General features: G+C 73.7%; 9 protein-coding genes. 5 read left to right on the top strand and 4 right to left on the bottom strand.

Translation table 11 applies throughout. From position 1 onward, the window contains the following. The first annotated feature begins 9 nt into the window (after positions 1–9). The 5 genes from ACN263_RS25305 (at position 10) to ACN263_RS25285 (ending at position 9,302) form a co-directional block, all read left to right on the top strand. Positions 10–3,522 carry an ATP-dependent helicase gene (locus tag ACN263_RS25305; RefSeq protein ID WP_422736796.1) on the top strand — a complete coding sequence of 1,171 codons (3,513 nt, stop codon included), beginning with the start codon at positions 10–12 and terminating at the stop codon, positions 3,520–3,522. Next, complete coding sequence (locus tag ACN263_RS25300; RefSeq protein WP_422736795.1) at positions 3,519–6,938, top strand: UvrD-helicase domain-containing protein; 3,420 nt, start codon at positions 3,519–3,521, stop codon at positions 6,936–6,938. The genes ACN263_RS25305 and ACN263_RS25300 overlap by 4 nt, the downstream gene beginning before the upstream one ends. Positions 6,939–7,164: 226 nt before the next feature. Beyond that, positions 7,165–7,368: a transcription antiterminator/RNA stability regulator CspE gene (cspE, locus tag ACN263_RS25295; protein WP_007464836.1), complete on the top strand. Its 204-nt coding sequence runs from the start codon at positions 7,165–7,167 to the stop codon at positions 7,366–7,368. A 225-nt stretch (positions 7,369–7,593) separates the two neighbouring features. Further along, the gene (locus ACN263_RS25290) at positions 7,594–8,907 is read left to right on the top strand and encodes a DEAD/DEAH box helicase (RefSeq protein WP_422736794.1); all 1,314 of its coding nucleotides are present in this window, start codon (positions 7,594–7,596) and stop codon (positions 8,905–8,907) included. A gap of 194 nt (positions 8,908–9,101) precedes the next feature. Beyond that, the gene (locus ACN263_RS25285) at positions 9,102–9,302 is read left to right on the top strand and encodes a hypothetical protein (protein ID WP_422736793.1); all 201 of its coding nucleotides are present in this window, start codon (positions 9,102–9,104) and stop codon (positions 9,300–9,302) included. Positions 9,303–9,531: 229 nt separating this feature from the next. Here ACN263_RS25285 and ACN263_RS25280 read toward each other — a convergent pair whose 3' ends face one another. The 4 genes from ACN263_RS25280 to ACN263_RS25265 are packed head-to-tail and all read right to left on the bottom strand — an operon-like array spanning position 9,532 to position 12,667. Beyond that, the gene (locus ACN263_RS25280) at positions 9,532–9,951 is read right to left on the bottom strand and encodes an RrF2 family transcriptional regulator (RefSeq protein ID WP_422736792.1); all 420 of its coding nucleotides are present in this window, start codon (positions 9,949–9,951) and stop codon (positions 9,532–9,534) included. Between the two features lies 1 nt (position 9,952). Continuing rightward, the gene (locus tag ACN263_RS25275; RefSeq protein WP_422736791.1) at positions 9,953–10,837 is read right to left on the bottom strand and encodes an ABC transporter permease; all 885 of its coding nucleotides are present in this window, start codon (positions 10,835–10,837) and stop codon (positions 9,953–9,955) included. Continuing rightward, positions 10,827–11,606: an ABC transporter ATP-binding protein gene (locus ACN263_RS25270; protein ID WP_422736790.1), complete on the bottom strand. Its 780-nt coding sequence runs from the start codon at positions 11,604–11,606 to the stop codon at positions 10,827–10,829. The genes ACN263_RS25275 and ACN263_RS25270 overlap by 11 nt, the downstream gene beginning before the upstream one ends. Then, a complete protein-coding gene (locus ACN263_RS25265; protein WP_422736789.1) occupies positions 11,603–12,667 on the bottom strand; it encodes an ABC transporter substrate-binding protein in 1,065 nt (354 codons plus the stop codon). The genes ACN263_RS25270 and ACN263_RS25265 overlap by 4 nt, the downstream gene beginning before the upstream one ends. Positions 12,668–12,741 lie beyond the last annotated feature (74 nt).

The raw sequence follows: 12,741 nt of genomic DNA, 5'->3' as shown, positions 1-12,741 counted from the left end.
GATTTGGTGATGCAGGCGTACCGGTTGGTGCGGCGGCCCGACGGGCCGGCGCTGGGGGACGGGGCCGCGTCCGGTGACGGTGCTGTCGTCACCACCGGCCAGACGGGCCCACGCTGGCACGCCGATCCCGTCCAGACCGAGATCGTCGGCCACACCGACGGGCCGATGCTCGTCGTCGGTGGTCCCGGCACCGGCAAGACCAGCACCCTCGTCGAGGCGGTCGCCGCCCGGGTCGCCGAGGGGGTCGACCCGGAACGGATCCTCGTGCTGACCTTCGGCCGTCGTGGCGCCACCGCGCTGCGCCAACGTATCGAGGCCCGGGTCGCGCAGGACGGCTACCGGGTGCTGCGTGAGCCGCTGGTGCGTACCTTCCCGGCGTACGCCTTCGGGCTGCTGCGCCGCGCCGCCGCCGAGCGCGGCGAACCGTCACCCCGCCTGCTGACCGGCCCGGAGCAGGATCTGATCATCCGCGAGCTGCTCGACGTGGTGGGCGAGACGCCGGAGGACGACCCGGTCGGCTGGCCCACCGACCTGCGCCCGGCCCTGCGCACCCGGGCCTTCGCCGGCCAGCTGCGTGACCTGCTCATGCGCGCCGCCGAACGCGGTGTGGGCCCGGGCGACCTGGCCCGGCTGGGCGAGCGGCTCGGCCGCGCCGACTGGCCGGCCGCCGCGCGCTTCCTGCGGGAGTACGTCGAGGTGCTCGCGCTGCGCGACGTCAGCAACCGGGGGTCGATCGCGTACGACCCGGCCGAGCTGGTCCGGGCCGCCACCGGTCTGCTGCGCGACGACGAGGAGCTGCTGGCCGCCGAGCGCCACCGCCTCGCCCACGTGTACGTCGACGAGCTGGCCGACACCGACCCCGCCCAACTCGAACTGCTCTCGGTCATCGCCGGCGGTGGCAAGTCGCTCGTCGCGTTCGCCGACCCCGACTCCTCCACGTACGCCTTCCGGGGCGCCGACCCGGCCGGCGTGTCCACCTTCCGGCACCGGTTCCGGACGGCCTCCGGAGCACCGGCCGCGCAGGTGCTGCTGAACACCTCGTACCGGGCCGGGCCGGTCCTGCTCGACGCGATGGCCCGGCTGGGCCGCCGGTTACGCGGTCCGACGGCGCACCGCCGGCTGCGTCCGCTGCCGGACGCTCCCGCAGGCGTGGTCGAGGTGCACACCTTCCGGTCGGCCACCAGCGAGGCCGCCTGGCTGGCCCACATGCTGCGCTCGGCCCACCTGCTCGACGGTGTGCCGTGGTCGCGGATGGCGGTGCTGGTGCGCTCCACCGCCCTGCAACTGCCGACCCTGCAACGCGCGCTGCACGCGGCCGGCGTACCGACCGTGGTGCACGGCGAGGACCTGCCGCTGCACCTGCAACCCGCGGTGGCGCCGCTGCTGCTCCTGCTGCGGTGCGCGCTCGAGCCGGACCGGCTCGACGAGGAGGCCGCGGTCGCGCTCCTGCACTCGCCGCTGGGCGGTGCGGATCCGCTTGCCGAACGGCGGCTGCGGCAAGGGCTGCGCGCCCTGGCGCTGGCCGGGGGCGATCGTCGTCCGTCCGGCGAGCTGATCGTCGAGGCGTTGCGCGACCCCACCGAGCTGGCCGGCATCGACCGGCGCTGGGCGGAGCCGGCGCAGGCGGTCGCCGGGCTGCTGGCCACCGCCCGGGACGCCGCCGCCCAACCCGGTGCCACCGCCGAGACCGTCCTCTGGGAGGTCTGGGACGCCAGTGGCCTGGCCGAGCGCTGGGCCGGCGCGATCGCCCAGGGGCGCCCGGTGGCCGGCGAGGGTGACCTGGCCCGGCGTCGGCGGGCCGAGGCGGCCGACCGTGACCTGGACGCCGTGCTGGTGCTCTTCGACGCGGCGGCCCGCTTCACCGACCGGCTACCCGGCGCGCGTACCGAGGTCTTCCTCGACCACGTGCTCGCGCAGGACCTGCCGGCGGACACCATCGCGCCGACCGCCGACCGGGGCGCGGCGGTACGGCTGCTCACCGCGCACGCCGCGAAAGGTCTCGAGTGGGACCTGGTGGCGATCGCCGGCGTGCAGGAGGGAATCTGGCCGGACCTGCGCCTACGCGGCAGCCTGCTCGGTTCGGAACGGTTGGTCGACGTCCTGGCCGGCCGGTCCGTCGGGGGCGCGCGGGCCGCGAACGTGGTGGGCCAGACCTCGGCGCTGCTCGACGAGGAGCGCCGGCTGTTCCACGTCGCCATCAGCAGGGCCCGGCACCGCCTGCTGGTCAGCGCGGTGGCGTCGGCAGCGGTCGGTGGCGACGACCACGAGGAGCAGCCCAGCCGGTTCCTGCACGAGCTGGGTCCGATCGCCCCGCCGAACCCGCCCGCCCCGCCCACCGCCCCGCCGAACCCGCCCGCCCCGCGCACCGGCCCGACCGGTGGTGGGCCCGCCACCGACGCCTCCACCAGCAGCGCGGTCGGCAACGGCGGGGCCACCACCGACGCGGCCGTCGGTGGCGCTGACGGTCTGGCCGACGAGGACGACGGGCCGGCCGAACCGGGTGCGTTGCCGGTCACTCGGCCGCCCCGGGCGCTGACCCTGCCGGCGCTGGTCGCCGAGCTGCGTACCGTCATCATCGACCCGGCCGCGCCGGCTGCCCGGCGGCGCGCCGCGGCGGCCGAGCTGGCGCGGCTCGCCGCCGCCGGAGTGCCCGGCGCGCACCCCGACGACTGGTGGGGGCTGCGCGCGCTCTCCGACGACCGACCCCTCGTCGACGACGGGGAGCCGGTGCGGGTGACACCCTCGGCGATGGAGAGCGCGCTGCGGTGCAGCCTGCGCTGGCTGCTGGAACGGCACGGCGGCAGCGGCCCGACCAGCACCGCGCAGGGCGTGGGAAACCTGGTGCACGCCGCCGCGATGCTCGCCGAGGACGCCAGCGCCGACCGGGGGGCCCTGCTCGACTACGTGGCCGCCCGGTTCGACGCGATCGAGCTGGCGGCCCGCTGGATGGCCGGCCCCGAGCGCGAGCGCGCCGAGGCGATGGTCGACAAGTTGCTGCGCTGGCTGGCCACCAACCCGCGCCGGTTGCTCGCCATCGAGCACGAGTTCGCGGTGCGCCTGGACGATCCGCACCGTCCGGTCGAGCTGGCCGGGCGGGTCGACCGGCTGGAGGTCGACGAGGCCGGCCGGCTGGTGGTGATCGACCTCAAGACCGGCAAGTCGACCGCGGTCACCGGCAGCGAGCTGGCCGAGCACCCGCAGCTCGGCGCGTACCAGGCGGCGGTCGAGGCGGGAGCGTTCGCCGAGTTCGGCGACGAGTCCGGTGGCGCGGCGCTGGTGCAGCTCGGTACGTCGGCGAAGGACGCCCGGGAGCAGAACCAGCCCGCGGCGGGGGAGGGGCCGGCGGCCGGCTGGGCGACGGCGCTGGTCCGGCGGACCGCCGATACGATGGCGGCCGCCACGTTCGCCGCGGTGGCCAACTCCAAGTGCCGGGTCTGCCCGGTGCGGACCAGCTGTCCGGTCTCCGGGCAGGGACGCCAGGTGGTCGAGCCGCCGACCGTCCGTCCCCCGGAGAATCCATGACCCAGCCCACCCTGTTCGGCGCGGGTCCCGCGCCGACGCCCCGGCTCGCCGACTCCGGGCCCCGGTACACGCCGGTGGAGCTGGCCAAGCTGCTGCGGCTGCCGGCGCCCACCCGCGAGCAGGCTGCCATCATCGCCGCCCCGGTGGAGCCGCTGCTCGTCGTCGCGGGGGCCGGTTCCGGCAAGACCGAGACGATGGCCGCCCGGGTGGTCTGGCTGGTGGCCAACTCGTACGTGCGCCCGGAGCAGGTCCTCGGGCTGACCTTCACCCGCAAGGCGGCCGGTGAGCTGGCCCATCGGGTCCGGACCCGACTCGACCAGTTGATCCGCCGGGTCGGCCGGCACGGCCGCGACCCGCTCGACGACCCGCTCGCCGGTGAACCCACCGTCTCCACCTACCACTCGTACGCCGGGCGGATCGTCACGGAGCACGGTCTGCGGGCCGGGTACGAGCCGTCCACCCGGCTGTTGACCGAGGCGTCCCGCTGGCAGCTGGTCGACCTGTTGGTGCGCAACTACGACGGCGACATGTCCGAGGTGGACCGGATGCCGAGCACCATCACCGACGCGGTGCTGGCGCTCGCCGGGGAGCTGGACGAGCACCTGGTCGGCCCGGACGAGCTGGCGGCCTGGACCGGTCGGTTCTTCGCCGAGGTGCAGTCGCGCCCCGGCCGGGTCTACGCCGACGTGCGCAAGGCGCTCACTCTGCAACAGACCCGGCTGCGTCTGCTGCCGCTGGTGCGGGCGTACGCCCGGCGCAAGCTGGACTTCGAGGCGATGGACTTCGCCGACCAGCTCGCCCGGGCGGCCCGGGTGGCCCGGGACCACCCGGCGGTCGGCGAGATCGAACGGGACCGCTTCCGGGTGGTGCTGCTCGACGAGTACCAGGACACCAGCCACGCCCAGGTGGTGCTGCTCAACGCGCTGTTCGGCGGCGGGCACCCGGTGACCGCGGTGGGTGACCCGTGCCAGTCGATCTACGGTTGGCGGGGTGCCAGCGCCGGCACCCTCGACCGGTTCCCCACCGAGTTCGCGCGCTCCGACGGCGAGCCGGCGCGGGCACTGGGGTTGACCACCAGTTGGCGTAACCGCCCGGAGATCCTGCGGGTGGCGAACGCGCTCTCCACGCCGTTGCGGGCGGCCGGCGCACGGGTCCCGGAGCTCCGGTCCGCGCTGACCGTCCGGGACCCGATTCCGCACCGCAGCCCCGGCGGGGCGGCCGGGGGCACGGTGCACTGCGCGCTGCTGCACACGTACGCCGACGAGGCCGCGTGGATCGCCGACAGCGTGCTCGCCGCGTGGCGTGGCGCGGCCCGGATGCCCGGCGCGGCACCCGAGCACATTCCGGTGGCGCAGCGCCCGACGACGGCCGTGCTGGTCCGTGTCCGCAGCCAGATCCCGGCGATCGAGTCGGCCCTGCGTGAGCGCGGCCTGCCGGTGGAAGTGGTCGGGCTGGGTGGACTGCTGGACACCCCCGAGGTCCGGGACGTGGTGTGCACGCTGCGGGTGCTGGCCGACCCGACCGACGGAGCCGCCCTGCTGCGGTTGCTCACCGGCGCCCGATGGCGGATCGGGCCGCGTGACCTGGTGGCGCTGCACCGACGGGCGCGGGGTATCGCGAAGGCCCGCCAACAGGTGGCCGTCGACGAGGACTCGGACATCAGCCCCGACCTGCTGGACGAGGCGACCCTGGTGGAGGCGTTGGCCGATCTCGGGCCGGCGCAGGCGTACTCGGCGGAGGGGTTCGCGCGGCTGCGGGCGTACGGCACCGAGTTGGCGCTGTTGCGCTACCGCCTGGACCAGGCGTTGCCGGATCTGATCGCGGACATCGAGCGGACCATCGGCCTGGACGTGGAGGTCGCGGTGCGTGCCGGCCGGGACGGCGCGGGCGACGCCGGCCTGGCCCGGGGTCACCTGGACGCGCTGGCCGACGTGGCGGCCCGGTTCAGCGGTGAGACGCCCGGCGCGACGCTGTCCGGTTTCCTGTCCTACCTGGCCGCGGCCGAGGACGAGGAGCGCGGCCTCGCCCCGGGCGAGGTCGAGGTCGTGGAGGGCGCGGTGCAGGTGGTCACCGCGCACGCCGCCAAGGGCCTGGAGTGGGACGTGGTGGCGGTGGCGGGTCTATGCCGTGGCTCGTGGCCCGGTCCGGTCCGCAACTCCGACCACTGGCTGGGCGGCCTGGGCGTGCTGCCGTTCCCGCTGCGCGGGGACGCCGACGGGCTGCCCGAGTTGGCGCTCGACGAGGCGGCCGACCAGCGCGCCGTGGCCCGGGCGGTGGCCGACTTCACCGATGCCTGGCGGGCGCACGACGAGCGCGAGGAACGTCGGCTCACGTACGTCGCGGTCACCCGGCCGCGCCGGCTGCTGCTCTGCTCCGGGTACTGGTGGGGGGAGGGCACGAAGCGACCGCGGGGTCCGTCGGTCTTCCTGACCGAGGTGTACGACGCCTGTCTGGACGGCGGCCCCGGTCACCTGGTCGACGCGTGGACGCCGGAGCCCACCCCGGACGCCACGAACCCGACGGCCGAGGTGGTGCTCCGCGCGGAGTGGCCGGCCGATCCGTTGGGTGGCCGCCGGCCGGCGTTGGCCGAGGCGGCCGGGCTGGTCCGCCGACTGATGACGGATGGTCCGGCCTCGGCGCTGCCCGGGCCGGTCGGGCCGGTGCTGTCGATCGGATCGGACGTCGAGCCGGTGGAACTGGTCGAGCCCGAGGCCGATCCGGAGGTGGCGCGCTGGCGGCAGGAGGCGGACCTGCTGCTGGCCGAGCGGGCCGAGCTGACCCGACTCTCCGGCGCGGTCGAGGTGGCCCTGCCCGGGCAGCTCAGCGTCACCCAGCTGGTGGCGTTGCGGCGTGACCCGGCGGCGTTGGCCCGTACGCTGCGCCGCCCGGTGCCCACCGAGCCCAACCCGTACGCCCGCCGGGGCACCGCCTTTCACGCGTGGCTGGAGCAGCGCTTCGGCGCCGACCGGTTGCTCGACGTGGACGAGTTGCCCGGTGCCGCGGACGCGGATGCCGCACCGGACGAGGCGCTGGTCGAGCTCCAGGAGCGCTTCCTGGCCAGCGAGTGGGCCGACCGGGTGCCGGTCGAGGTGGAGGTGCCGTTCGCCACGGTGATCGCGGGGGTGGTGGTCCGGGGGCGGATGGACGCGGTCTTCGCCCGGCCGGGCGACCGGTTCGACGTGGTCGACTGGAAGACCGGTGCGCGTCCCACCGGACCGGCGGCTCAGGTGGCGGCGGTCCAACTGGCCGTGTACCGGCTGGCCTGGGCCGAGTTGGCCGGTGTGCCGGTGGAGCGGGTGGGCGCGGCGTTCCACTATGTGCGGGAGGGGGTGACCGTCCGTCCGGCCGATCTGCTGGACGTGACCGGTCTCACCGCCATGATCGCTCACCTGCCGATGGATTCCGCCCAAGTTTGACCGCGACGGGAAAATCCGTGGTACGTTGATCGGGTTGCAGTTTTGGTTACCAGAGACTCTGTGTGCGCCTGGCGGGATTGTGGCCCCAGGCGCTCTTTGTTGTGTCCGGAGTTCTCCGGGCGGGGCGACCAGAAGCGACAGGCGATTCGCGCATTCCCGCGCGGAGCGCTCCTCTTCGAGTCCGCAACAGGTGCGGGCTCGACGTTCCGTCAAGGAGACGAAACACATGGCTATTGGCACCGTGAAGTGGTTCAACGCTGACAAGGGCTTCGGCTTCATCACCCCGGACGGCGGCGGCGCTGACGTCTTCGCCCACTTCTCGGCGATCCAGTCCTCCGGCTACCGGAGCCTGGACGAGAACCAGCGGGTCGAGTTCGAGGTGACCCAGGGCCAGAAGGGCCCGCAGGCGGAGAACATCCGCCCGCTCTGATCTTCGGATCGGTCAGCATTACCTGTCGCGCCCTCCGGGTGTGACGGTGACGGGACCGGCCCGCCCCGCCGCCGCCTGCCTTCGCAGGCGCCGGCCCGGCGGCGGGCCGGCCCGTACTCCAATCGGTTCGTGCTTGTGAGTCCTGGCGGCCTTGCGTCGCCGGTTGACACAGTGCCGAGTTCGGCACCCTCCCTCGACACGTGCCGCGTCGAGGAAGGCTTCTGCGTGACCACAGTTATTCCGTCTTTTGCCCATACCGGTCTGGCCCCGGCGCTGCTGAGCGCGCTGACCGCGCAGGGCATCACCGAGCCGTTCCCGATCCAGTCGGCCACGCTGCCCGACTCGCTCGCCGGCCGGGACGTGCTCGGTCGGGGTCGCACCGGCTCCGGAAAGACGCTCGCCTTCGGGCTTCCCCTGCTCTCCCGTACCGCCGGCCGCAAGGCCCGACCGGGTCGTCCGCTGGCCCTGGTGCTGGTGCCGACCCGTGAGTTGGCCCAGCAGGTGACCACCGCGCTGTCCCCGTACGCCCGCGCCGTCGGGCTGCGCTGCGCCACCGTCGTCGGCGGACTGTCGTTGCAGCGTCAGGCGGACACGCTGCGTGCCGGCGCCGAGGTGGTCGTGGCGACCCCCGGTCGGCTGCACGACCTGATCAACCGCGGCGACGTCCGGCTCGACCAGGTGGAGATCACCGTGCTGGACGAGGCCGACCAGATGGCCGACATGGGCTTCCTGCCGCAGGTGACCAAGCTGTTGGAGCAGGTCGCCCCGCGGGGGCAGCGGATGCTCTTCTCCGCCACCCTGGACGGCGGCGTCGACCGGCTGGTCCGCCGGTTCCTCAGCAACCCGGTGACCCACTCGGTCGACCCGGGCACCGCCACGGTCACCGCGATGACCCACCACGTGCTGCACGTCGACGCGCTCGACAAGCCCGACGCGCTGGCCCGGATCGCGGCCCGGGAGGGCCGCACCATCCTGTTCATGGGCACCAAGCACCGCGCCGACCGGCTCGCCCGTCAGTTGCTTTCCAAGGGGGTACGCGTCGCCGCGCTGCACGGCGGCAAGTCCCAGCCGCAGCGCACCCGCATCCTGGAGCAATTCCGCAACGGTCAGGTGACCGCGCTGGTCGCCACCGACGTGGCGGCCCGGGGCATCCACGTGGACGGCCTCGACATGGTCGTCAACGTGGACCCGCCGACCGAGGCGAAGGACTACCTGCACCGGGGTGGCCGGACGGCCCGCGCCGGTGAGTCCGGCTCGGTGGTGACGCTGGTCCTGCCCGAGCAGCGCCGCGACGTGTCCCGGCTGATGGCCACCGCCGGCATCCGCCCGCAGTCGGTCCAGGTGCGCCCGGGTGACGAGGCGCTGGCCCGGGTCACCGGGGCCCGTGAGCCCTCCGGCGTGCCGGTCACCATCGCCGCCCCGCAGGTGGCGGCCACCCGGGGTCGGGCCGCGGGTGGCTCGGCCACGGACGGCGCACCCCGCTCCGCGCACCGCGCGTCTGGCCGGTCCCGCCGTCCGCGCCGCCCGCGTACGGTCTGATCCGCTTCGCACAGCACCGACCCGTTCCGCTCCGGCGGGGCGGGTCGGTTCGTTTTCGCCGCCGGTTGACCGTTCGGCTGAATCGGTAATCAGCCTCCATTGGGTCGGCTGGCCGACTGTGCCCTGCTCCACGGTGGTCGAAGCTGACCTGCGGGGGGAGCCGGGCGGGGGACCCGGCACGGGGAGGAGCGGCCATGGCGGGCGAAGCCGGCTCGGGGGCGCTGCGTGAACTGATCCTGGTGGTCGCGGTAGGGCTCGCCGGGTTGCTCCTCGCCATGGTCGCGGCCTTCGGCCCCTGGCATGCCACCACGGCGGGCAACGCTCCCGCCGGCCTGGTGGAGCTGCGCAGTCCTGGCGACCCGGGCTCCGGCCCGACGGTCGAGCACCGGGGCTGAGCAGCGACCGGCCGACCGTCGCCGGCGGAGGGGCAGGCGCGGTGGGGATCGGTACGAGGTGTGGTCGGGCCGGCGGGGCACCGGCCCGACCACACCGCCACCGCGCCAACGTGCGCGCCCACCTCGCGCGCCCACCTCGTGCGCCCCAGCTCGTCGATCTTGCAGTTTCGGTCGTCGACTTGCGGTGATAAGTCACCTTTGTCGCCGCAAAAAGTGCAAGATCGCGGGGCTAGTTGTCGGCCAGCAGATCCGAGAGGGTGGTGCTGTCGACCACGGTGGCGATCGCCCCGTGCACCGCCAGCCAGACGTCGGTGAGCCCGGCGGCCACCCCGTGGTAGCCGGCCCGCTCGGCCGGCAGGCCGCGCACGGTGGTCAGTGACCCGCCGACCGCGCGCAGCACGTCCCCGATGGTGATCTCGGTTGCCGGTCGGGTCAGCGCGTACCCACCATCGGCGCCGCGATGACTGTGCAGCAGGCCGGCTCGGCGCAGGTCGAGCAGGATGCCCTGAAGGAAGCTGAGCGGGATGTCCTGCACCTCGGCCAGGCTGCCGGCCTTGACCAGCTCGCCGTCGCCGTCGCCACCCGGTGCGGCGGCGGCGACGGCGAGCATCGCCCGGAGCGCGTAGTCGCTGCGCGCGGAGACGTACACGTCACTGACCGGCCTGGTCCAGTACGCCCCAACGACGGCGGATCGCCTTGTCGGCCGCGCCGAACGCCGCGTCCACGACCAGGCCGAGCACCAGGATGACGATCATCGTGGAGAGCAGCCACGGCGCGTCGGACAGTTCCCGGGAGTAGGTGAGCTGAGCGCCGAGCGAGGTCTGCGAGATGCCGACCACGATCAGCTCGCCGGCCATCAGACTCCGCCAGGAGAACGCCCAACCCTGCTTGAGTCCGGCGACGATCGCCGGCAGCGCGGCCGGCGCGATCACGTACCGGTAGAGGTTGAGCCCGCGCGCGCCCAGGTTGCGGCCGGCGCGCAGCAACAGCGGTGGCACGTAGTCCACGCCGGAGATCACGCCGTTGGCGATGGACGGCGCCGCGCCGAGCACCACCACGAAGAAGATCGCCTTCTCGCTCAGCTCGAACAGCAGGATGGCCAGCGGGAACCAGGCGATCGACGGCATGGTCTGCAACGCGGTGATCATCGAGCCGATGGCCGCGCGCAGCACCTTCGAGCGGGCCACCGCGAGGCCCAGCAGCAGGCCGACGGCGACCGAGAAGACGTACCCGACGGCGGCCCGGCGCAGCGTGGTGACCAGGCCCTCCCAGAGCTGCGGGCCCTGGGCCTGGGCGACCAGCTCCCGGCCGACGACCAGCGGGCCGGGCAGGGAGTACGGCGGCTTCCAGCCGGAGAGGACCACGAGCTGCCAGGCCAGGATGGCGATGGTCAGCGCGGCCAGCTTGGGCCAGGTGGCCGCCCAGAGCCGGGCGCCCCGGGAGACCTCCTTCTCCCGGCCGGCGATCTCCAGCGCGTCCAGGCCGGTGATCTCCGCGTCGGTACGCGCCGTGCTGGTGAGAGTGTCACTGGCCATGGCGGCCCACCTCCGTACGAAGTCGTTCGGTGACCTCGGCGGCGATCGCGGCGACCTCGGGAGAGTCGATCCGGCGGGGCCGGGGGATGTCCACCTCGGTGGAGTAGATGATCCGGCCGGGGCGGCTGGAGAGCAGGATGATGCGGTCGGCCAGCCGGGCGGCCTCGCGGACGTTGTGCGTGACGAACAGGACCGAGAGCCGGCGTTCGGACCAGATGCGTTCCAGCTCGTCGTGCAGGATGTCGCGGGTCATCGCGTCCAGCGCGCCGAACGGCTCGTCCATCAGCAGCACCGGCGTGTCCAGGGCCAGGGTGCGGGCCAGCGCGACCCGCTGGCGCATCCCGCCGGACAGTTCGTGCGGACGCTTGCGGCCGAACTCGGACAGGTGCACCGTGCGCAGCAACTGGGCCACCCGGTCGCGGCGTTCGGCGCGGGAGAGGCCGCGCAGCTTCAGCGGCACCTCCACGTTGGCCTCGACGGTCAGCCAGGGGAACAGCGCCGGCTCCTGGAACATCAGGCCCGGGTCGGCGCCGCCGGCGATGCCGATCTCGCCGCCGCTGGGCCGGTCCAGACCTGCGACCAGGTTGAGCAGCGTGCTCTTGCCGCACCCGGAGGCGCCGACGAGACAGACGAACTCGCCCGGGGCGACGTCGAGGGAGACCCCGTCCAGGGCCAGTACGGCGCTCGCCCCGCGCCCGTACACCTTGGTCACGCCGGAGAGCGCGACCGCGGTGGTCGCGCTCTGCGGCGTCGTCGTGGTCGACGTCATGGCTGCGTGACCTCGGGCTTGCCGGCCGCCTTGAGCGCCTTGTTGAGGTACGTCAGGTCGTACAGTCCCTTGAGGTCGACGGGCTCGGTGAGCTTGACCTCGACGGCGTGGTCGAGCCCGGTCTTCAGCGAGGTGGCGATCGGGTCGTTGGTGAACTCCAACGTCGGCCACGCCTGCTTGATCAGCTTGAGGTCCAGCGGCTTACCGGTGATCTTGCCGATCGCGTCGGAGATGGCCTGCTGGGCCTCGTCCGGCTTGCTGTTGACGAACTCGTTCGCGGCGACCTGGCCGTCGACAAGCTTCTGCACGACATCCGGATGTGCCTTGAGGAACTTGGTGCTGACCAGCAGGTTGGTGATGACGAACTTCTTGTCCGGCCAGAGGTCCCGCTCGTCGACGAGCACCTTGCCGCCGGCGTTGACCAGTCGGGACACGAACGGCTCGGGCACCCAGGCGGCGTCGATCGCGCCGCTGGTGAACGTCTCCACCGTCTGGGCGTTCTCCTGCGGCACGATCTTCACGTCGCCGCCGCCCTCCTTGGTGGTGGTCAGCCCCTGCTGCTTGAGCCAGTAGCGGACGGCCACGTCCTGGGTGTTGCCGAGCTGCGGGGTGGCGACCTTCTTGCCCCTGAGGTCCTGCGGGCCGTTGATGCCGGGCTTGACCACCAGTGCCACGCCGCCGGAGGCCGCGCCCGAGACGACCCGGACCGCCTCGCCCCTGGACTTGGAGAACGCGTTGACGGTGGGGTTCGGGCCGATGTAGGTCGCGTCCAGCGCGCCGGAGAAGACGGCCTCGATGGCGGCCGGGCCGGCGTTGAAGGTCTTCGGCTCCAGCTTGACGTCGGCGCCGAGCTTCTCGGCGAAGATGCCCTTCTCCACGCCGACGACGGCCGGCGCGTGGGTGATGTTGGGGAAGTAGCCGAGCCGCAGGGTCACCGGGCCGGAGCCGCCCCCCGCGCCCTCGCTGTCGTCGCCGCACGCGGCGGTGCTGCCCAGGGTCGCCGCGCCGAGGGCGGTGAGGGCGGCCAGGGTGACCAATCGGCGCAGGGGAAGACGTCTCATCGTCCATCCAATCCGCAGTATTCCTACTTAGTTGGTAGGAAGAGTGGGCCAGGCCGTGGGCAGCGTCAAGGGCG

This window comes from Micromonospora sp. WMMD729, from assembly GCF_049315225.1.
Lineage (GTDB): Bacteria > Actinomycetota > Actinomycetes > Mycobacteriales > Micromonosporaceae > Micromonospora.
The sequence above is the reverse complement of the archived record's forward strand: the minus strand, read 5'-3'. Positions and strand labels throughout refer to the sequence as shown.

Coding starts and splice junctions, on each gene's coding strand:
- ACN263_RS25305 (WP_422736796.1), top strand. CDS start 10: ATGCAGGCGTACCGGTTGGTGCGGCGGCCCGACGGGCCGGCGCTGGGG.
- ACN263_RS25300 (WP_422736795.1), top strand. CDS start 3,519: ATGACCCAGCCCACCCTGTTCGGCGCGGGTCCCGCGCCGACGCCCCGG.
- cspE (WP_007464836.1), top strand. CDS start 7,165: ATGGCTATTGGCACCGTGAAGTGGTTCAACGCTGACAAGGGCTTCGGC.
- ACN263_RS25285 (WP_422736793.1), top strand. CDS start 9,102: ATGGCGGGCGAAGCCGGCTCGGGGGCGCTGCGTGAACTGATCCTGGTG.
- ACN263_RS25275 (WP_422736791.1), bottom strand. CDS start 10,837: ATGGCCAGTGACACTCTCACCAGCACGGCGCGTACCGACGCGGAGATC.
- ACN263_RS25270 (WP_422736790.1), bottom strand. CDS start 11,606: ATGACGTCGACCACGACGACGCCGCAGAGCGCGACCACCGCGGTCGCG.
- ACN263_RS25265 (WP_422736789.1), bottom strand. CDS start 12,667: ATGAGACGTCTTCCCCTGCGCCGATTGGTCACCCTGGCCGCCCTCACC.